19 protein-coding genes are annotated in these 20770 nt (G+C 69.1%); 16 read left to right on the top strand and 3 right to left on the bottom strand.

Going from position 1 to position 20770, the window contains the following annotated elements; translation table 11 throughout:
- Positions 1 to 275: 275 nt before the first annotated feature.
- Both ACM26Y_RS25455 and ACM26Y_RS25460 read left to right on the top strand, forming a co-directional pair.
- The gene (locus ACM26Y_RS25455; RefSeq protein ID WP_416063877.1) at positions 276 to 1634 is read left to right on the top strand and encodes a cytochrome P450; all 1359 of its coding nucleotides are present in this window, start codon (positions 276 to 278) and stop codon (positions 1632 to 1634) included.
- A gap of 90 nt (positions 1635 to 1724) precedes the next feature.
- On the top strand, positions 1725 to 2723 hold the full coding sequence (locus ACM26Y_RS25460) for a GAF domain-containing protein (RefSeq protein WP_416063821.1): 999 nt from the start codon (positions 1725 to 1727) through the stop codon (positions 2721 to 2723).
- 28 nt (positions 2724 to 2751) lie between these two features.
- On the opposite strand, the gene ACM26Y_RS25465 is transcribed toward ACM26Y_RS25460, so the two are convergent.
- The 3 genes from ACM26Y_RS25465 to ACM26Y_RS25475 form a co-directional block, all read right to left on the bottom strand.
- The gene (locus ACM26Y_RS25465) at positions 2752 to 4554 is read right to left on the bottom strand and encodes a hypothetical protein (RefSeq protein WP_416063871.1); all 1803 of its coding nucleotides are present in this window, start codon (positions 4552 to 4554) and stop codon (positions 2752 to 2754) included.
- 303 nt (positions 4555 to 4857) lie between these two features.
- Positions 4858 to 5064, bottom strand: coding sequence for a toxin-antitoxin system (locus ACM26Y_RS25470; RefSeq protein ID WP_139311051.1), 207 nt, complete (start codon positions 5062 to 5064; stop codon positions 4858 to 4860).
- Positions 5065 to 5230: 166 nt separating this feature from the next.
- Positions 5231 to 5668, bottom strand: a complete 438-nt coding sequence (locus tag ACM26Y_RS25475; RefSeq protein ID WP_268744391.1) for a helix-turn-helix domain-containing protein — start codon at positions 5666 to 5668, stop codon at positions 5231 to 5233.
- Positions 5669 to 6616: 948 nt separating this feature from the next.
- Here ACM26Y_RS25475 and ACM26Y_RS25480 point away from each other — a divergent pair.
- From ACM26Y_RS25480 to ACM26Y_RS25545, 14 genes are all read left to right on the top strand, one after another.
- Positions 6617 to 8197: a cutinase family protein gene (locus ACM26Y_RS25480; RefSeq protein ID WP_416063872.1), complete on the top strand. Its 1581-nt coding sequence runs from the start codon at positions 6617 to 6619 to the stop codon at positions 8195 to 8197.
- A gap of 40 nt (positions 8198 to 8237) precedes the next feature.
- Positions 8238 to 9362, top strand: coding sequence for an insoluble domain protein (locus ACM26Y_RS25485; protein ID WP_416063822.1), 1125 nt, complete (start codon positions 8238 to 8240; stop codon positions 9360 to 9362).
- 103 nt (positions 9363 to 9465) lie between these two features.
- Complete coding sequence (locus tag ACM26Y_RS25490; RefSeq protein ID WP_416063823.1) at positions 9466 to 10512, top strand: hypothetical protein; 1047 nt, start codon at positions 9466 to 9468, stop codon at positions 10510 to 10512.
- Positions 10509 to 11285 carry a hypothetical protein gene (locus ACM26Y_RS25495; protein WP_416063824.1) on the top strand — a complete coding sequence of 259 codons (777 nt, stop codon included), beginning with the start codon at positions 10509 to 10511 and terminating at the stop codon, positions 11283 to 11285. Before ACM26Y_RS25490 ends, ACM26Y_RS25495 begins: the two co-directional genes overlap by 4 nt.
- Positions 11282 to 11854 (top strand): hypothetical protein, encoded by a 573-nt coding sequence (locus ACM26Y_RS25500; RefSeq protein ID WP_416063825.1) that lies wholly within the window; start codon positions 11282 to 11284, stop codon positions 11852 to 11854. The genes ACM26Y_RS25495 and ACM26Y_RS25500 overlap by 4 nt, the downstream gene beginning before the upstream one ends.
- A 19-nt stretch (positions 11855 to 11873) precedes the next feature.
- The gene (locus ACM26Y_RS25505; protein ID WP_416063826.1) at positions 11874 to 12167 is read left to right on the top strand and encodes a hypothetical protein; all 294 of its coding nucleotides are present in this window, start codon (positions 11874 to 11876) and stop codon (positions 12165 to 12167) included.
- Positions 12168 to 12180: 13 nt separating this feature from the next.
- On the top strand, positions 12181 to 12558 hold the full coding sequence (locus ACM26Y_RS25510) for a hypothetical protein (RefSeq protein WP_416063827.1): 378 nt from the start codon (positions 12181 to 12183) through the stop codon (positions 12556 to 12558).
- A complete protein-coding gene (locus ACM26Y_RS25515) occupies positions 12555 to 13160 on the top strand; it encodes a hypothetical protein (protein ID WP_416063828.1) in 606 nt (201 codons plus the stop codon). Before ACM26Y_RS25510 ends, ACM26Y_RS25515 begins: the two co-directional genes overlap by 4 nt.
- Positions 13157 to 13999: a hypothetical protein gene (locus tag ACM26Y_RS25520; protein WP_416063829.1), complete on the top strand. Its 843-nt coding sequence runs from the start codon at positions 13157 to 13159 to the stop codon at positions 13997 to 13999. Before ACM26Y_RS25515 ends, ACM26Y_RS25520 begins: the two co-directional genes overlap by 4 nt.
- A complete protein-coding gene (locus ACM26Y_RS25525) occupies positions 13990 to 15555 on the top strand; it encodes a hypothetical protein (RefSeq protein ID WP_416063873.1) in 1566 nt (521 codons plus the stop codon). Before ACM26Y_RS25520 ends, ACM26Y_RS25525 begins: the two co-directional genes overlap by 10 nt.
- Positions 15552 to 17057: an SCO6880 family protein gene (locus tag ACM26Y_RS25530; RefSeq protein WP_416063830.1), complete on the top strand. Its 1506-nt coding sequence runs from the start codon at positions 15552 to 15554 to the stop codon at positions 17055 to 17057. The genes ACM26Y_RS25525 and ACM26Y_RS25530 overlap by 4 nt, the downstream gene beginning before the upstream one ends.
- A gap of 19 nt (positions 17058 to 17076) precedes the next feature.
- Positions 17077 to 18831, top strand: a complete 1755-nt coding sequence (locus ACM26Y_RS25535) for an ATP-binding protein (RefSeq protein ID WP_416063831.1) — start codon at positions 17077 to 17079, stop codon at positions 18829 to 18831.
- A complete protein-coding gene (locus ACM26Y_RS25540; RefSeq protein ID WP_416063832.1) occupies positions 18828 to 19142 on the top strand; it encodes a hypothetical protein in 315 nt (104 codons plus the stop codon). The genes ACM26Y_RS25535 and ACM26Y_RS25540 overlap by 4 nt, the downstream gene beginning before the upstream one ends.
- Entirely contained in the window at positions 19139 to 20764 is a 1626-nt protein-coding gene (locus ACM26Y_RS25545; RefSeq protein ID WP_416063833.1) for a peptidoglycan DD-metalloendopeptidase family protein, read from the top strand. The genes ACM26Y_RS25540 and ACM26Y_RS25545 overlap by 4 nt, the downstream gene beginning before the upstream one ends.
- The last annotated feature ends 6 nt before the right edge of the window (positions 20765 to 20770 follow it).

The raw sequence follows: 20770 nt of genomic DNA on the forward strand, positions 1-20770 counted from the left end.
ACCTTGCGCAACGACGTTGTAGCGCTATAACAGTAAACGCGTGAAGCCTCCGCTGAGCGAGCCGTCGTTCGTTCAGCGGCAGTGCTTCAACGGGAGGGGAACCGCCACGAACCCTCATCACCCGACTTGGCCGTAGCCGTCGCTTCCTCCGTCATGCCAGCCGAACCGATTCTGCGATCGGCACAGCGGTGCGGCAGACTTCGGTCATGACTTCTGCGGGGGAGCAAGCCTCAAATGATGTCCGCGTCGAAGCTGAGACCGGGCATGGAGAAGCGATGCCGCATCCGTCGTGGCGGCTGCCCTTGCTGGGAGATGTGTTGCGTCTGGATCCTCGGCGGCCGGTACAGCGTGAGGCGCAGTTCGTCCGGGAGCTCGGGGATGTGTTCGAGATCGACATCGCCGGCAAGAAGGTGGTTGTGGTCGGGGGCGGGGACGCAGCCGCGGAAGTGTTCGACGAGTCCCGCTTCGCCAAGGCAGTCGTCCCACCGGTGAGCAATCTGCGGGAGCTGGCCGGGGACGGACTGTTCACCGCGTTCAACAGTGAGCCGGCGTGGGCGCAGGCGCACAACGTGCTGATGCCGGCGTTCAGCCAATCCTCGATGCGCAGCTATCACGAGGTGATGCTCGAGTGCGTCGACGGGCTCTGCGGCTACTGGGCTGCTCAGGCTGCTCAGGGTCCGGTGGACGTCTCCTCGGACATGAATCGCCTGACGTTGGAGGTCATCGGTCGCACCGGGTTCGGGTACAGCTTCGACTCGTTCTCCGCCGGTCGGCATCCGTTCGTCGAGTCGATGACGCGGGCGCTGTCGTTCGTGTCGCAGTCGGCGAACGATCTGCCGGTCATCCGGGAGATCTTCGGATGGAAGGCGCTGCGTCAACACCCGAAGGACATTGCGCTGATGCAGCGCACCGTGGACGAGGTGATCGCGGCACGCCGCCACGGACAGTCACCGCGCCAGGACGACCTGCTGCAGCGGATGCTGGAGCTCCCCGATCCGCAGACCGGGGAGCTGCTGTCGGATCAGAGCATCCGCAATCAGGTGCTGACCTTCCTGGTGGCCGGACATGAGACGACGGCAGGCCTGCTGTCGTTCGCCCTGCACTATTTGTCCTTGCATCCCGAGATGGCCGAGCGAGCGCGGTCGGAGATCGCCCAGGTGCGCGACGGCAGCGGCCCGCTCCGGTTCGAACAGGTCGCGAAGCTGCGCTATGTCCGCCGCCTCGTCGACGAGACACTGCGGCTGTGGCCGTCCGGCCCGGCGTTCTTCCGCAAGGCCCGGACGGACACGACGCTGGCCGGCTACCCGGTGCGCAAGGGGCAGACGGTTCTGGTGGTGTTGCTGGCGTTGCACCGGGATCCGACGCTGTGGGGCGGGGACACCGAGGCCTTTGACCCGGACCGGTTCCTGCCTGCGACCGTGCGTTCCCGTCCGGCCCACGCCTACAAACCGTTCGGGGTGGGACCCCGGTCCTGCATCGGACGGCAGTTCGCGTTGCATGAGGCGGTCCTGGCGCTAGCGGAGATCCTCACTCGGTTCGAGGTTGCGCCGATGCCGGGCTATGAGCTGTCGGTGGCCGAATTGTTGACGATCCGGCCCGAAGGCCTACAGCTGGCGCTACACGGCCGAGCATGATCATCGATCCCGCTTAACGGTCGAACAGTCGTTTTTCGCTACACTGCCTCCCCGCATCGAGATCAGGTCGAGACAGAGGGGGGATCTTCGATGGGTTCATGGCATTTGATTGAAACCCTCGTAGAGGGTGTTGCGACGCTGGTTGCCTCGGATGGTGAAGTGAAGGAGATGACTTCGCTCCGACGGAAGGTGTCGCCCGCACCGGACATCCCGGTGGAGCCAATCGTGGAGTACGTCCGGGAAGTCCGTGAACCGTTCGATCGGGTGCTGTCGTCGAAGAGGATGCGGCAGTCGTGGCGGTTCTATGCCTGGCCGATTATCGGCCCGTTCGGCGATGTGCACGGCATTCATCTGTGGGTGGGGGAGCCGGGGGAGGAGTTGGGGACGCGGCGTCTGACCTCGGGTGTGGCTTGGATGGTCGAGGAAATGTTGATCTATCAAACGTGGGAGTCGGGGGCGATGTCCGGTACGTTGCTCGAAGATTGGCTTCCCACCGCGACCCCTGCCGACTACATCAACCGAGCGATCTGCTTTGAGCGCGAGACCGAATTCCTGAATCTGGTGCTCAATCCGCGGTCCGGGGGAGTGCTGAGCACGTGGTTCTCGGTTCAGCACGATCACGGTCATGCGATGCAGTGGCAGGTCGTGTTACGCCCCATGGAAGACGGCTCTGGTGTCCGAGTGCTGTATCACGACGTGTCCGATGTATATCCGCCGTCGATGCCATCGTTGGCTGCTCTTGGGCTGCGTGAGGGGTTGTTAGGTGCTGATGTCCATGTCGCGCTGTTCGAGGCTCGGCGAGGCATTATCGCGATGTGGATCGGTCGGGCTCCGGAGTGGGTGGAGTGGCAGTATGCGCACGTCACTGGTCCTGTCGTCCATCCCGAGGATCTGCCGAGCCTGCAAGCGAGTGCTCGGAGAGTCGAGAGCGGTGCGGTTCCCCAGGCCGGCGATCTCGTGCGACTGCATGCAGGAGATGGTGACTGGGTCAAGGCCGCGGTAACATTGCGGCCGTTCCAGTTGCCGGATCGGCCGCCTCATGCCGCGTTCCTTCTGGCTCAAATCGCCCGCGTAGACGACTCATATTGATTCGGTCCAGGTGGGGAGACAGGGTGTGTCAGGCCGCCTTCCCATTCTGCTGGCCTGAATCGGCCATGGGATCACCCGCGGGGGAGCACAGGCGGGTGACCACGGCTCGTGCCGCACGGTAGTCGGCGCGGCCGGTGTCGGTCACCGGGAATCGGCCGTACCGCAGCCGAGCGGGCGCGTCGATCGGCAGGGCGATGGTGAGGGAGACCGTGCGGGGTACGCCGGTCTTCTTCCCGCGTCGGCTGCGCCATTCCTGCTCTTCGATCCACCACCGGTGCAGCTCCCGATCGAAAAGATGACGTCGGACCCGCTGTGCTCCGACACCGGCGGCCCCGACACGGTGCGCAGCGCGATCGAGTTTCTCTCGGAGAGAGAAGGTATCGACGCATACGTCGGTAGGCACGCCCAAGCGGGCGAGAGTGGACAGGGTCCGAGTCACGGTGGCGAGGCTGTAGCCGGTGAGGGCAGCCACCTCAACGGGATTTCTGCCCGCTCCGGAAATAAGGGGTTTTCCCGAAATCACAGCCCAGTGAATACGAGCAGTCACCCCACCCAGCCCAGGCCGGTTCGCCCAGAGATCGTGCGTGTGGTGCTCCAGCAGGGCGGAGGAGTGCCCCGGAGCGGGGGCGGGTTCCCCTTGTGTTGCAACCGGTAGCGATACCACCGGTCCGGGGACTTCGAGTTGCCAGGTGGCGGCCCGGGTTCCGCTGCCGGCGCGGACACATCGCACCCAGGACTCGTGAGCCAGCACCCGCAGACGCCGCGAGACGGTGGAGGCATCGACGGCCGCGGCCTGGGCAAGTCGCCGGCAGTCGATGTCCAGGACGCGGGTGCGGGCGGTGCGGGCGAGCGCGAGCAGGGCGTAGAGGATGCGTTCGTCACTGGCCCCGCCGGGGCGGGCCCAGTGCGCCGGGTCGGCTCCGATGGCGGCCTCGATGCGGTCGAGTTCGTCGTCGACCGGGGCCCGCGTGGCCGGGGGAGCGGCGGCGAAGCCGGCGGCGGTGTCCAGGGCGCGGCGCCATTGCCGGTCGGTGTCCTCGCGGCCGCGGGCGCGGTCCTCGCGCAGCCGGACCAGTCCCGGCGCCGTCGCGGCGGCCGCCCGAGCATCGGCGAGACTGTGTCCGGCGCGGGCCATGCCCAGAAAGATGCTGTGCACGATCGCCGAGCGGTCCGCTCCGGGGGCCGGAACCGTGGCCAGCAGAGCCCGGGTGGTGTCGGTAAGGGGACGGCGCGGCCGGTCCAGGCGGGGATTGGAGGCCGGATCGACGATGCGCACCGCCCCGGCGGGACGGCGGGGGGCCGGGGCGGCGGAGTGCGGGTGCCGGGCGAGCAACCAGTCCACCACCTCCGGGGCGGTTTCGGTGTCGAGGCGGGCGAGGGCGGTCTCGAGGGCGGCGCCCTGCAGGTGGGGTCGGGACTGCCCGCCGCGGCGGTGCGGGGCCCCGGGCGGGCGGACGGCGCCGGTGGCGGGGTTCGTCAGGGGCGCGGGGTCGAGGCTGGGGTAGTGCTGGCGCAGGGCGTGGGCGAGGCGACGCACCTCGTCCGGGGCGGCGCCCGGGGCGGCGAGGCGCAGCCAGAGGTGCTGCCCGTCGGTGGGCCCGGACCGGGCGCGCAGGTGCGCAACACCGAGCTCCGCCAGGTGCGTGGCCAGCCGGTCGGCATCGACGCGGGCGACCTCGGGGCCGTGGCGCCCGCTGTCGAGGTCGAACGCCAGCAGGCGGTAGCGATGGTCCGCGCCGGCCAGGTAGATCGCCCACGGAAATCCGGGCGCCTGGCTGGGCATGGCCATCGTGGTGGCATACGTGTGGGTGCGATCCGGGTCGATCCGCACCCGGGCACGCGGCGACCAGCGGCGCGTGCACACGTCGAAAAGGTGCCGATTCGGTGAGGTGTCACCGGTGAGAGTGGCGACACGCGCAGCGATCGTTGGCTCTGATTCAGGGCGCGATGTACCCTGAGACCTGTCCGGCAAGACAGTCCCTTCGGGGATATGCGGTACCGAGAACGAGCGCCAACTCGTTCTCGCCAACTTCAGACGAAAGCCCTCGGCCTGCCCGCCGGGGGTTTTCGCATTTCAGTTGTAGTAACCGCTTCGGCTATGTGCTGGTGCGGCGGAGGACTCCGCCGCACTTTTCTATGCGGAGAGCGGCATCGGCATCACTTCCTGGTGGATTTCTCGTACAAGGTCCGGACGGCCGGCGAGGCTGGAGAGAAGGTCCGCTACGTACTGGCTGAGTGAGCTGGCACCGGAATTGGCTGCCATCACTTCCAGCACTTCGCGCACGTCTTCCGGAACGCGGGTTTTCACTTCCTTGCGCGGCCCCTTGCTTGGCGTAGGCATGGTGTCGGCCCTTCCTCGTCACTGCTTCCGAACGCCCTTGATCTTGTCCCAGGTTGGTTCGGAAGAAGGGGAGCGACACGCCCCCAGTTCGCAACAGAAGTCATCCAGTGCAACATCGACCCTCCACGATCGAGGCACGCATGTGGAGTTATTTTAGTGATGGAATCTACAGACGTCGGATGTACTCCTGGCGTGTCGCACGGTCGCGCTCCCAGACTGCCTTAACGACCGAGGACTTCACCCCATAAAGCTTGGCCATGCTCGCCACCCGATCCTTGTCGTAGTCCTTGCGGCCCTTTTCGATACGCCCGAGCACGGTGGCCGAAATGCCGAGCTCTCGGGCTGCTTCTGCCTGCGTGAGACCAGCCAGAGCGCGCAAGTCGCTGAGCGTCATCCGGCCTTCCTGGATCGGAGCAAGGTCCGGGACGGTGACGCGCAAGACGTCGGCCACGCGCTTCAACAAGGGTGGTGTAGGGGCGGCCCGGCCGGTCTCCCAAGCCGAGACGGTCGCTTCCGAGACCTCCGCGGCATCAGCGAGGTCAGCCATCGTCATGTCGAGCGCTTGGCGGTATCTGCGCAGGCGAGCGCCACTGAAGCCGTGCATGCCGCTTCGAGCCAACTCTACTCCCTGCCCTGGATCCTCCTGTCGCCGCTCATTGTCTCGCCCCTTCCCGTTCCCTTGTACCCCTAGTGTTTACAATTATGAGGAGATAATCTACGGTTCAATTTCAGGACCCGCACTGAAGGTGCTGCGCCGAGGAGGGGGAGGGCCCGCCGTGTTGCGCGAACGCGCCGCTCTTGCTTACGATCCGCTCGCGCCCCTTCCGGGGGTTTCCCGAGGTCTGTCGTGGTCGGCCTCGGACGTAGCACTGACGCGATTGGCGGAGCTCTACCCAGAGCCAGCTACGGAACCCCGGGGAATCAACTTGCGCGTACCACCGAGTGCCGAACACCTGCGCCCAACACTCAATGAAGGGTGCGATCGGTCGTACCCGCTCCCGAACTGTGGCCGGCGACCCCTCGCGCCGCGTCCACTGCAGCCGCTGACCTCAGGCCGTCGCTGCTCCGTCGACCTGGGGTCAGCGGCCCCGCTCAACTCGAATCCCGAGGGCAGCCAAGTCCTGATCGCACTCCCGGATCGTGAACAGCGACGTCGTGCTCAGTACCAGCAAAGGCTGCATAGGTTTCTGTGCAGCGTCAGTCTTGTCGGCGAATGGGTCTCTCACGTGAGCCCCTCCACGCACACGAGTCCGCACAGCCGGTGCGTCGAGTGCCCGCCGCAACGGCTGAAGAGATCCAAGCGAAGGCGACCGATCCGGGATCCGTCAACCCGGAACCTTGCCTGGCACCCCAACGACAACGGACCCATACTCCGAAATCGAGGCAACCGCTCTCTCCGAAAGTCGCTTTGCGCCGTATCTTGCTGTCCCCGTTTCTTTCTCGGAGCAGACAGGAATGACTGCTGGCATTGGGAAACGGCTGTTCGGGAGGGAGAGAGATGAAGGGTTGGGGGACGCGGACTGTGGCCACCGCCGTCACCACGGTTGCGGTCATGGCCGGTGTGGGTGGTCTGGTCCCGGTGCACGCGCAGACGAATTGGCTCGACGAGCTGGTCGAGGGGTGCCCGGATCTGTATGTGCTGGGGATGCAGGGCACGACGGAGTCCTCACCGGATGCGCCGGTGAAGGTCGATACCGGGATGCTCTCGAAGATCATGGGGCCGATGCTCGATCAGGCTCGTGAGCTGGGCGCGAGCGTGGACCGGGCCTATGTGCCGTATCCGGGTTCGTTCGGTGGCCTGACCCCCGGCGGTGGCCGGTCGTACGTCGAGTCGGTCACCGAGGGGGAGGAGAACCTGTCCCTGGCGGCGAAGACGGTGCTCGAGCAGTGTCCGTCGGCCAAGCTCGCGGTGGTCGGCTACTCCCAGGGCGCTCACGCCGCCTCGAACTTCCTGCGGTCGGTCGGCCAGGGCACCGGAGCGGTGCCGGCCGGTTCGGTCGCTGCCGGTGCGCTGTTCGGCACACCGACCCGTAGCGCCGGCTCGGGGCTGTTCCCTGGCACCTCGCAGACCGCCCCGTCGCCGGTTCCCGGCACCACGGGTGAGGCAGTCGAGAGTCTGGCATCGGTGTCGTTCGTGGCCCCGGAGGGCGGCGGCATCGGCCCTGTCGCCGACTTGACCGAGGACTACGGCGGCCTCTCCGGTCGGGTGTCGTCCTGGTGCCAGACCGGTGATCTGGCGTGTGATGCTCCGGCGAATGCGCCGATCGTGCGGGCGGTGGTCAACGTCGCCGGGCAGGTCGAGGTCGGCGGTGATCCGTTCGTTGCCGTCGCCACGGTCGGTCGGGCCCTGGCCTCGACGGCGTTCACCACCGCCGTCGAGGTGGTCAACGAGGACATTGCGGCTCCGAAGAACGCCCTCCAGGCGGTGTCGATCCAGCCGAAGAAGACCATCTCGCAGCGGTTGGCCGAAGCCTCCGATCCGCGGGCCACACCCCCGACCGGGCAGGACGTGACCGCGGCGTTGCTGAAGGTCGGGCTGATCGGCCTCAACGCCGCTGTCACGGTCGCCAAGAAGGTGCTCACCCCGGAGACGATCGCCGCGGTCGCGGCGGTCGGGCTGGCCAACCCGGCCGCGGCATTCGGTGTGCTCGCCGCCAAGACGGTCGGTGTGCTGCCCGAGCTGGTTCCCCCGGCGACCTCGCAACGCCTCGTGCGCCAGGCGTTCGAGGTCGTGGCGAACGAGGTCGAGGCCAACCGGGATGCCTTCGATCTGGTGGCGATGACGACGGCGCGCAACGTCGCCGCCGAGCACGGCTCCTACGGGTCGGTCCCGGCCACCGCCAGTGGGCAGGCCCCGACACGATTCGTCGCGTCCTGGCTCGCTGCGGCGGCAGCCGACCTCGACGCCGCCACCTCCTCGGCCTCCACGTCGACGGCTCTCACCACCTCGGCGGCTCCCACCACCTCGGCCACCACTACGGCGCGGCCGACCACCTCCGAGACCACGTCGAGCACGCCGTCGCAGACGGTCGCCTCCACCACCTCGGCACCGGCCGCGGCCACGACGCATGTGGTCGAGGCGGGACCGACAGTGCTCGAGCAGGGCGGCGTCTCGGCCGCCGCACTCAACTGATGTCCCGCCCCGACACACACGAGAAGAGAGAGAAGCGAGTATGAGCACACAGCGCAGGGCTTCGCGGCTCGCCAAGGCGAGCGTCGTGCCCGCCACGGCCGCAGCGATCGTGGCAGCAGGGTCGGGGCTGGCCTCGGCCGCTCCGGTCGAGCTGCCCTCGCAGGGCGGGGTGACCACCCCGGCCCCGTCCACCCAGGGCGGCACCACCAGCGCCCCGAAGCCGGCCCCGGCTCCTCCGGCCAAGCAGATCTACTGGACCCCGCCTCCGGCGCAGCAGCGTCAGTACGCGCCGCTGCCGGACTACAACTACGACACCAACCGCTACGAGCGGCAAAGCGCCCCACCGCCGATCGACCCGATGACGCTGCGGGCGCCGCAGCCGGTCACCCCGGCCCCGATCTACCTCGCTCCGCCCGAGAAGATCATGATCGGCGATGTCCACGTCACCCAGCCGAACTGGGTCACCGACGACGACCGCGAGCGCACCAACAACACCGCCGGTCTGATCCGCTCCGAGGTCGCCACCTTTTACACCTCGGTCGGCGTCGATGCCAGCCGTGCCGATCGGGTCGCTGCTGCGCAGATCGGTGCGACGGTGGCCGGCGCCGCGGCCGGCGCTGCGGCCGGGGCGGTTCCCGGCGCGCTGATCGGCGGCACCCTCGGTGGTATCGCCGGGGCGGCGGCCGGAGGTGTGGTGCCGCTGCCGATCCCGGTACTGCCCGCGGTGACCACCGGCGTGGCCGGGACCGCGGCAGGCGCAGCGATCGGCGCTGCGGTCGGCGCGGTCCCCGGTGCGGTGGTCGGCGGCGCGGCCGGTCTGGCGGCCGGGACCGCGTTCGGTGCCGGTGACGACGAAGGCCAGCCCATCGAGGTGCAGCTGCCGAATGTGCACCAGGCGGCGCTCACCGAGCAGACCGGGGCCACGGTCGAGCAGTGGCGCTCCTCCGGTCCGGTCGGGCAGGCCGCGGCCGACGCCGTGCGCAGCGTCGTGACCACCGCTCCGCAGGTCGATTCGCAGGTCCGCGAGTGGGTGAAGGTCCAGCCCGGTGGCGACGGTGTCGTCGCGGGAGCGGACACCGTGCTCGCCACGTTCTTCGACGGTTCGGCCGGCACTGCCGCCGAGATGATCTCGACCGCGGCCGCGGACGGCATCAACCCGGCCTGACCTGCCCGAACATCTCGCCGGTGGGGGCGGGTAGCCCCGCCCCCACCACCCGCCGACGGAGGACACATTGTCGACCGGCAATCGAGGACAACTCTTCCCGGACGTGACCGAGCACTACGGTCCGCAGCCGACTCCGACCGAGACCGCTGCGACCGGATCGCTGCACTTCCCGATCCCGGACGAGACCATCGCCGACGCGGTGGTGGCATCGGACCTCGAACCGGTCGATGCCCGCCCGGCGCCCGCTCCCTCCGACACCGACGCGGTGATCCAGACCGAACTCGAACCGATTCTCACCGCCGACACCGCCGGCGAGCCCGATCCGGCCTCACCTTCTCTCACCGATCCCGAGGTCCACGACCCTGCCGACAACGGCGGCGCTGCAACCGAGGTCGATCCCTATGCGGATGCCCCAGACTGGGTGCGCGCCCACATTCCGCGAGGTCCGCTGGTGATCCCGCAGCGCAGCCGTGGGGGTCTCAAGTCCGCGATCGGCCGTGCCCGTCCTCCTCTGCCGACTCCGGCCCCCGAGTCCGCCGAGGTCGCCACCAGAGCCCGCGCCGTGCCCGTCACCGACACCGCTGCCGCTGCTCCCGCGAAGCTGCGCGGCGATCGGTTCCGCACCGGGATGCTCGTCGGCGGCGGTGTCGCCGTGCTGGCGGTGGTCTCCGCTGCGGTGGTCACCGCGATGACCGGCAGCACCGACGAACCGCAGGTACCGCCGCTGCTGTCCTCCTCAGTGGTGGCCTCGCCCTCGGCCACCCCCTCGACGACCGCGACCGCGGCGGCACCGCTGTGGTGCGCCCCGGTCACCGAACCCGACCGGATCGTCGGCAACGGCCCCGGTGGACGTGATTCCGGTCCGGCGGTGATCCAGGCGTTCGAGCACGCCTACTACGTCGAGCGGGACGGCACGGCCGTCACAGAGCTGATGGTCCTGCCCGGCAACGATATTCAGAGCTTCATCGACGCCGTGCCGGTCGGGACCGAGCACTGCGTGACCGTGCTGCCGACCGAGGACCCGAACCGCTGGTCGGTCGATGTGCTCCTGAAGTTCCCGCCCGTGGGAGACGAAGGCATCCACAGGCAGTGGATCACCACCCTGCCCGCCGACGGCGGGTTGAAGATCGCGAACGTGGAGAACCGATGAACAACGTTGTCGCACTGCGCCGTAGCCCGAAACTCGAGCAGCCCGAACACCTCTCGGCCATCGTGGTGGCCGGATCCGGGGGCGCGGCCGCGACCACCACCTGCCTCGGCCTGGCCACCGCCCTGCGCCTGGGCACCGATGCACAGGTCGCCGCGATCGACGGCACCTTCGGCGGCGGGAACCTGCTCGACCGGGTCGGTGTCGAACCGATCGACCCGGCGCGGGCGATCCGCCGGCTCGGCTCGCGCATGGCCGTCAGCAGCGCCGGGGCCGTCGTCGTCGGTCACGGCGACGCCACGGCCCCGGCGCTGGTGGACAGCCTGCTCGCCGACCGGCGGCTCGCCCGCATCCACGACGTCGGAACAGCATTGCGTTCACGGCGTCTGGCTCCGTTGCTCGAGGCCGGTGCCGCGATCGTGATCGTCGCCCCGCCCCGCTCCGAACCGCTGGCCCGGATGCGTGCCGGCCTCGACTGGCTCCTCGGCACCTACGGCCGCGGGGTGCTGGCGCGCACGGTGGTGTCGATCTCGCACCAGATGCCGCACCGCCTGGTGGATCCGGCACCGATCCGAGAGCACCTGGCCCCACGGGTCGCCGGCTTCGTCGAAGTGCCCTTCGATGCGAGCTTGGCGCGGCCGGGCACCGTCGATCACCGCCGCCTGTCGGGCGCCTCGATCGACGCCTGGACCGACGTGCTCGACGCGTTGGGCCGCATCGAGGCCGGCCGCCGCGACACCGGCGGCCACCAGGCCGGGGCGGGGGAGCCGGCATGAGTACCCGCGAACGCATCAGCGTCGAGGTGAGGGTCGAGCCGTACCCGGTGGCTGCGCCCGGGCCGGCGGTGTGGCTGCTCGGCGCGCACGGCGGGGCCGGGGTCTCCACCCTCGCCCAGTACTGGGACTTCGCCGAGGATGCGCGGCATCGGTGGCCGTGCGGTGACGCCCGGCAGACCGAATCGCCGTATGTGGTGGTGGTCTGCCGCGACACCGTCCAGGGCCTGTCCAGCGCCCACGATCTCATCCTCGAACACCGCAACCGCGATCTGGCGTGCGAGCTGCTCGGCCTGGTCACCGTGGCGAACGCGCCCGGAGCACCCCCGAAGGACGTGCGTCAGCTGCGTTCGATCGTCACCGGCGCGGTGGCTGCGCACTGGGCGATCGGCTGGCATCGCTTCCTGGCCTCGGCGGCCCGGTCGAGCCTGCCCACCTGGCGCGCCCTCGACGGCGTGCCGATTCGGACCAAGGGAGCCGTGATCGCCGTTCCCGAGGACGTGATCGCTGCCGGGGTCGGCATCGTCACGGCAATCCAATCGAGTCTCCCGACCTTGTGGTCGGGGCAGTAATCACCCGGAGGACACACTCATGATCCAGACCGCTGTGGACGTCGCGTATCTCGCACAGGGGGCCGTCAACTTCGACATCAACCCGGAAGTGCCTCCGGGCGCGAGCGGCCTGCTCAAGCTGCTGAACTGGCTGCTGTGGGGCGTCACGCTCGCGTGCGTGGCCGCCCTGATCTTCTCCGGCGGGAAGTTCGCGTGGGAGAAGTGGCAGCACGGCTCCGGGGACTCGCCGAAGATGCTCGTCGGCTCGCTCGTCGGGGCGATCGTCGCCATCTCCGCCAACCAGATCCTCAGCGCCGTCACCAGCGCGGCATAAGGCGGGGTCGGCGATGCAGGTGTCCGCACAGGGCGTGGTCAGCCCGCCCCCCGACGTCCTCGACGGTCTCCAGACCCTCCTGGGCTACGCGGCCTGGATCGTCTTCGCCCTGTGCGTGGCCAAGGTGATCTTCGTCGGCGCCCGCCTGGCCTGGGACCACAAGCACGGGGCCGGCCTCGAATCCCCCACCGCGGCCGAGTTCGTCGCGGCGAACATCGGCGCACTCCTGGCCGGCGGTGTGGCCGCCACCCTCGCCACGATCCTGCTGGCCACCGCACACGGGCCCCAAGCCCAGCAGCTCGGAGGCGGCCATTCCCCGACCGTCATCGACCAGCTCGAACAGAGGCAGCAACAGCAGCAGCAATCCGGCAACGAGGAGAACGAACGATGAGGCGTCGATGGGCGCGGACCGCGGTGGTCGCGGTGGCGCTGGTGGCTACCAGCTGCGGGGGATCGGACACAGGCGAGAGCCCGGTGTCGCTGACCGATCCGCCGCAGATCGCTCGGTGGGTCACCGTCGGTGGCATCGAGGTGCCGATCGGCACCACCGACGGACCGCGAGGCGGCGAGTGGGAGCCCTTCGCCGGGTTCAGCCACACCCCGCAGGGCGCGGCCCTGGCGGCGATCACCCAGTCGGTGCAACTGGCCACCGCCTCCGATCGCACCTGGCCGACGATCCTGTCCGGGGTGGCCGCACCCGGCGAAGGCCGCGACCTCTACGCCGCCCACCGCTCCCTGGTGGAGATGTCGGGCACCGATCCCGAGATGGTGCCGACCATCGTCGGCTACACCGTCGTCGACTACAGCGACACCGCCGCCACCGTCGACGTCGTGCAGCGGTTCTCCGACGACTCGCTCGCGTCCGCGACCACCCAGGTGGTGTGGATCGACAGCGATTGGCGACTGCACCTGCCCAGCGATACCGCCGCCACCATCACCGCCCTCGACGGCGTGCCGTCGGAACTGGTCGACCTCGAGGAGACCCGCAAGTGACCGAACCCCACACCACCGGCCCCACCGGGAAGACGAACACTCCCTCACTCGAGGGCGCCGAGAACGAGCGCGCTTCGGCAGCAACGAAACTCACCATCGGGTTGGCGGCGGTGGCCGTGATCGTCGTCGTCGGTCTCGTGGTGAGCATCGTGATGGTCTTCCGCGGCGACGACGCCGAACCGCTGGTCTCGCTCGATCCGGCCACCGACAGTGCCGCTCCCGCTCAGGTCGGGGACGGTCTGTTCGAGCCGGACCCGGTTTTCGACAAGTTCAACCGTGTCATCTACGTGCCGCTCGAGCCCCACGGGGTGATCCTCTCCGACATCCTGGCCAGCTCGAACCGTCCGGCGGACCAGGCTCCCAGCGGTGTGATGCTCCAGCGCATTCACGGGAACATGGATCTTCCGTTCTCGACTTCCGACGGCCCCACCGGGTTCACCGACAACGGTGTCGCCATCGGGTTCTCGCGTACTGCGCAGGGCGCTGCGCTGGCTGCCGCCCACTACATCGGATACGTCGCTGCCGGTGACAACAGGGTCGAGATGGTTACGCAAGCGAAGCGCGTGTCGGACCCAACCGGACAGTTGTCGGGAGTGCGGCTTGCCGACAACACGCCGACTGCGGCGATGCCGATGGTCAACGTGACCTTCCATCCCGATCTGACCCTGGTGAAGTTCGGCGCCACCGTAGAACGGCCGTCCGGGGCCACCGAGATCAGGGTGGTGAAGATCCCGGTGGTATGGCGTGAGGGCACCGGATGGGTTGTCCAGCTGGACTCGAGCGCATTGGGTGGCGAGTTCGAACCGGTGTCGTCCGAAGGATGGCAGCAATGGTGGTGACCCGCAGCCTGCTCCCCGCCATGCTTCGGCTGGTCGCTGTGCTCTGCACTGTCGCGATCGTCGGCATCGGCGCAGCGACTGTCGCATCCGCCCAGGACACCGCTCCCTCGGAGGACTCGTCTGCCGGTGCCATCGACAATGCCGAGGTTGAAGATCAGGGCGACGGTTTCGACTGGCTGGAAACCGGCGCCGGAGCGTTGAGCTGCGCCAACCCGGTTGCAGCTCTTGTCGGCGGGCTCGGAAATCTGGTTACCGACGCAGACATTCCCGACTGCCTGGATGCAGCTGGCAACGTCGTCGACGCCGGTACGGGTGCAATCGAGGACGGCATCAATGATGCGGCTGCGGGTGCGGTCGAGAAGACGGCGCTGTGGATCGGCAACGCTGGCGTCGCGGTATTGAAGTTCGCGCTCGGGTGGTGGATTACCAGCACCGAGATGGACGGGGACACCTTCCAGACCACGGTGGCGACAGTCAACGACTACACCTTCTACATCCAGGTCGCGGCCCTGTCGTTGTCGCTGATCCTGCTCGGGGGCCGGCTGGCACTGGCCCGATCCGGGGCGATCCGCGACACTTCGGAAGAGGGCCTCAAGCAGATGGCCCGTGCGGCGGTGCTCGCCGGGGGAGCATCGACGCTGATCGTGCTCGGCACCGAACTGTCGGACCAGATTTCGGCCTGGTTCATGGACAGTGCGGTCGGCTCCGACCCGTCCCGCCTGGCCGAAGCGATGGTCTCGATCACCCTGTACTCCGGTCCGGCCGGTGTGGGCCTGCTGTTCCTGATCGGCATCATCGGCATGCTCGGCGGGTTGATGATGGCGTTCTTGATGCTGCTGCGCACCGGCATCCTCGTGCTCATGGCAGCGGCACTGCCGATCGCCGGCGCAGCCGGAGGCACCAAGGTCGGCAGCCAGGCATACGAGAAGATGCTGGCCTGGACGATCGCGTTCCTGCTGGTCAAGCCGGTCGGAGCGTTCGTGATCGGGGTCTCGGCGATCCTGTTCCTCGAGGCCACCCCGACCATCACCGACCCCGAGAACGGCGACGGGTTCATGGCCCTGTCCGGGGTCATCACCTTGTCCGCCGCGGCGCTGGTGCTGCCCGCCCTGATGCGCCTGATCGTCCCGAACGTCGGCGCACTCGGGGGCGGCGGCAGCGGCCTGGCAGCAGCCGCCGGCGCGGCCGCGGTCGGGGCGAAGGTCGGCGGGATGATCGCCACCGGCGGTGCCAGCGGCGCAGCATCCGGTGTGGCGACCACCAGCACCACCTCGTCGACCGCCTCGAACTCTCCGAGTGGGGCTACACCGTCCGGTTTCGGTGCTGCAGGTGGCGCCGGGAGCGGACAGGCAGGCGGCAATCAGAACGGAACTCCATCCGCCCGTGACGGCAGCGCCGCCGTCGGCAGCGGTGGCCCGCAGGGCAACGACTCGGGCACCCCCGGCGCCACCGCGTCCGGCAGCTCCGGCGCGGGCGGTTCCGGTCACTCCGGCTTCGATGCTCCTGTGGCGACAGGGGCCGGCCACCAGTTCAACCGAGGGGGCTTCGAACAGTGAGCAACGAGCCGACATTCAACACCTACGGCAACTGGCGCCGACCCCGCAGCACCGGCCTGCTCGGAGCCACCTTCGGCACCTCGATCGCCGGGATCGCCGCCGCAGCTGTCGTCATCATCGCGGGCCTGTTCCTCGGCATGACGGTCGCATTGCTGCTGGCCATCCCCGTGATCGTGTGCTTCATCCCCCTGGTCATCTCCCGTGACGGCCGCTCCGGCTACGAAAGGGCACTGATGCGAGTCCAGTTCTGGCGCGGCCGCCGCCGCGGTGAACACGCCTACGCCTCGGGCACGTTCTCCCGCGTTCCCGGGCGGGCCTACCGCCTTCCCGGCGTGCTCGGCGACACCGAGCTCTACGAAGGCATCGACTCCGACGGGCGCAGCTTCGGCATGATCCACATGCCCAGCCGGGGTGCCTACACCGTCGTGTTCGACGCCTACCCCCAAGGCGCCGAAGCTGTCGATCAGGACGTGATCGACCACTATGTCGGCAACTGGGCACAGTTCCTGTCCGGGGCCGGTGAGACCTCGGACATCCTCGCGGTGGTCACCACCGTCGAGACGCTGCCCGAGACCGGCATCGAGCTGTACGAGACGGTGCACCAGAACACCCGCGCCGATGCCCCGCAGCTGGCCCGTGATGCGGCCTACCAGCTCGCCACCGGCTTGACCTCCGGCGGGATCCGCCTCGCAGCCCGCATTGCGATCACCTTCGAGGCCAAGACCGCCGAACGCAAACAGGACCCCTCCGAGCAGGCCGTCGAGCTCGGCCGGCGTCTGCCCGCCCTGACGGCGTCGGCGGCACGGGCCGGTGTGCCGTGCTCGCCGATGGATGCCGACGAGGTCATGGCGTTCGTGCGCCGCTCCTACGATCCGGCCTCGCTCGTCGATGTCGAGACCGGCCTGCACTCCGGCGACGGCACCGGCTTGAGCTGGGAGGACTGCGGCCCGCGCACCGCTCTGGAAAGCCCGGACGGCGGCACGTACGTCCACGACGGCGCGGTGTCGGTGACCTGGGAGATGCGCGAAGCCCCCAAGGGCGCGGTGACCGAACGGGTGCTGGCACGTCTGCTGGCGCCGAACGAGGCGGTGCCGCTCAAGCGGGTGTCGGTGCTCTACCGGCCGCATTCGGCCGGCGATGCCACCGACATCGCCGACCGCGACTACCGCAACGCGATGGCCGAAGCGCACGGTGGGTCGCTCAAGAACGGCTCGATCGCCTCGGCGAAGTCGCAGATCGAGGTCGCCGCGACCGCCCAGGCCCGGATGGAGCAGGCCCGCGGGGCGGGCATGGTGCGCTTCGGGGTGCTCGTCACCGTCACCGAACCGGCCGGGCGCGCCGATGTGCCGAAGATCGACGCCCTGGTCGAGGACCTCTCGCGTCAGAGTCGGCTGACGATCCGCCGTTCCTGGTGCTGGCAGGCCGCCGCGTTCGCGGCCTGTCTCGGTGTCGGGGTCATCGCCCCCGATCACACCACCATTCCCAGCTTCCTCAGCAACTGACACGCAAAGGGCTAGAGGCATGAGTGCACGCAACGCCACGAGATCGTCGCGGCTGCGCACAGCGGAGAAGATCGCCAAGACTCTGCTGTCGGACGACGAGTTGTCCCGTCTCGAAGAGCAGGCCGCCACCGCGACTGGGCTGATGAAGGCATGGAAGAACGCCCTGGTCACCCGCCAGTACAGTCGCCGGGCGACGGTGGAGCGGTTGACCCGGATCAACTCCGACGGCTTCGACCGCCAGGTCGCCGATCTCGACGCCCGCGGATTCGACGGGGTCGGTGGGGGCCGGATGTCCACGGTGATGCCCCCGGTCGAATACCGCGGCACGAGTGTGCAGGTCGCCGGGATCTACCCGTGGATCGTCGGCGCGAAGGCCCCGCTGCTGGGCACCCCGCTCGGCCGGCACCTGACCACCGGCGCCGCAGTCGGGTTCGATCCGCTCTACGCCTGGACGATGAAGGCGATCACCGCACCGTCCTGCTTCATCTGCGCGCTCAACGGCTTCGGCAAATCGACGCTGCTGCGCCGGATCGCTCTCGGGGACATTGCGCGAGGCACATTGGTGCTCGTGCCCGGCGACGTCAAGCCGGACCTGCGGGTGCTCGCCGAGCAGGTCGGCGGGCAGGTCAGCGAGGTCGGCTACGGCACCGGCGCGATCAACCCCCTCGATCGCGGCCCGATCGGCGACGCGATCGACCAGCTCCCCGCAGGCTCCCTCGAACGGGAGAAGGCCGAGTTCGCGCTGCACGCCCGCCAGCTCAACATGCTCTGCGCGCTGCTCGAGATCGTCCGCCGCGGCCCGCTGCAGGACTTCGAGGAAACCCTGCTCGCCTCGGCGATCCGGCTGCTCTACGCACCCGGCTCGCCGTTCACCAACGCTCACGCGGCCCGGATCGAGGACCTGCTGACGCTGATCGCCTCCGGCCCCGGCGAGCTGCGGGACGACGCGGTGGCCGACACCGCCGAGGAATACCGCGGCCAGATCAAACCGCTGCTGCGCTCGCTGCGGGCCTTGGTCAAGGGCCGGTTCGGGGAAACCTTCAACCGGCACAGCACCGTGCGGATCGATATCACCAAACCGATGGTGGACCTGGACATGTCCTCCGTCCCGCCGGGGGACGAGTTGATGCGGGCCGCGGTGCTGCTGGCGGGGTGGAACGAGGCGTTCGCGGCGGTGGAGGCGGCGCACATCCTGGCCGACAACCAGGTGCCCGGAGCGAAGTCGATCGCGGCGCACATCATCTTGGACGAGGTCTGGCAGGTGATCCAAACCGGCAGCTCGGCGGTGGCCCGGTTGGATGCGGTGCAGCGCTTGCAGCGGTCGATGGGCGTGGCGATGACGCTGGTCACCCACTCGCTGGTGGACTTCGAGAAGGTCGGGGCCCTCGGCATGATCGAACGCTCCCGCGCCCGGATCATCGGCCCGGTCCCCGACGCCGAACTCGACCGCCTCGCCCACTTCATGAAGTTCTCCCGCGCTGAGCGGGCGATGGTGACCGGCTGGGCCAACGACAGCACCTCCTCGGTGGAGGAGAAGAAGGCGCTGCGCCAGGCGCGCCGCAAGAGCGCCGGCAACGACGGCACCGCCGCGGTCGAGAGCACGCGCACCGCCGCCGGTGTCGGGCATTTTCTGCTCAGGCTCGGCGAAGGCGCATCACCGGGCACCCCGTTCAAGGTGTGGGTGCCCCCGGCAGAAAAGGATTCCGGGATTCACGACACCGATGCCCGTCTGCGGGCCGCCGACGAAGACCGGGGCACGGAGTTCGCGGCATGAGCCGGCGGGAGCGTCGCGGCCGCCGCCGGTACACCCTGGTCGACGACCTCACCCGTGAGGCCGCGATCGAGGCGGTCCTTCAGCGCATGCAGGCCGGGGACAGCTTCACCGCCGCGACGCGAGCTGCCGCGGCGCAGCTCGAGGTGGCCGAAACAACGGTGCGGGGCTGGGTCACCCGCTCCGGCCGTCGCCCCCGCCGCACCGAACGCGATGTCGCCGCGTTGGAGGCGGAGCTGGCGCTGGCGCAGGAGCTGAACCGGGCGTTGGCGCGGGGGCACGGAGTCGCGGCCGAGGATCTGAGCCTGCGGTGACAGGCAAGGGGGGCACCGGGCTGATCGCGCTCATCCTGGCGCTCACACTCGTTCCGTTCTTCCTGCTCCTCATGCTGGTGATGGGGATCCAGGATGAACAAGACCGCCGCGCCGGCACGAGCTGCCTCGGACCCGGCCTCGGGTCCGGCGACAAGCTCGCACCGATGGGCTCGTTCCTCAAGCCGGTCGATCCCTCCACCGTCACCGTCACCTCCGGATTCGGCGAGCGTTGGGGCACCCGGCACAAAGGCATCGACCTGGCCGGCGCCGTCGGCACCCCGATCTACGCCTCCGCCGACGCGGTGGTGCGCCACGCCGGCCCCGCCTCGGGGTTCGGGCAGTGGGTGGTCCTCGACCATGTGCAGGGTGGGCAGTTGGTGTCCACCGTGTACGGGCACATCGACACCTACACCGTCGCCGTCGGTGAGCAGGTCCGCGCCGGTCAGCAGATCGCCACCCTGGGCAACCGGGGCCAGTCGACCGGTCCGCACCTGCACTGGGAAGTCTGGCCCGGCGGCTGGGGCACCGAAGCGGTGGATCCGCTGCCGTACTACGACGCCGCCCCCGCACCGGGACAGACGTCGGCCGGGCCGACCACCTCGGTGCCGCCGGCCCCGCCCCAGGGGGACCTGGCGCAGCCGTTGCCGCCGTCGGCCGGCTCCGAGCAGGGCCTACAGGTCGATGCGAAAAAGGTCGCTCGGGCGATGCACCTGAAGTTCGGGAATCGGATCGCGGGCCTCGGCGGGTGGCGGGCCGACGGTGGCTACGCGACCGATCACACCGAAGGCCGGACCATCGATGTGATGATCGCGAACCACCGCTCCGGCGACGGGGTGGCGCTCGGGGACGAGATCACCGACTACCTCCTGGCCCACGCGGAGTTCTTCGGCGTCGAGTACGTGATCTGGCGGCAGACCTACTACCCCGCCGGCGGTGCCCCGAGCCTGATGGAGGACCGCGGCTCGGAAACCCAGAACCACTTCGACCACGTGCACATCAGCGTCCGGGGGCAGGGCACCGACGAGAGGTTGGTGTCGTGGGGGTCGCTGCCCGGTGGCAGCGGCCACGCCACGTCGTCGGCTGCGGACTGCCTCATCTCCGGGGAAGGGGTGGGCGACTACCTCGCCGACGGCACCGTGCCGGACGAGTTCGCGGTGTGGCTCGAGCGGGCCGGGTCGATCTGCCCGCAGATCAGACCGTCGCTGCTCGCCGCGCAGCTCGCCGCCGAGAACGGCTTCCGTCACGGGGAGTCGGCTCCGGTGTCGGTGACCGGGGCGAGGGGGCCGGCGCAGTTCATGCCCGGCACCTGGGCGAGCTACGGGAAGGACTACGACGGCGACGGGAAGGTCGATGTGAACAGCATCGGTGATGCGGTCATGGCTCAGGGCCACTACATGTGCACCCTCGCCGAGGCGATCGACAGCTGGATCGCAGACGGGGTGGTCAGCGCACCGAACGGGCGCACCGAGCTGTATCTGGCCGGCTACAACGCCGGCGAAGGCGCGGTCCTGGCCTCCGGGGGCTTCCCGACCGGTGCGACCGACTACGTGGTGCAGACCCGCCCCTACGCCGACACGATCATCGCCGCCGAACCCCGGTACCGGGCGATGGGCAACCAGTGAAAGAAG

It is taken from the genome of Rhodococcus indonesiensis, assembly GCF_047782815.1.
Classification (GTDB): Bacteria; Actinomycetota; Actinomycetes; order Mycobacteriales; family Mycobacteriaceae; genus Rhodococcus; species Rhodococcus indonesiensis.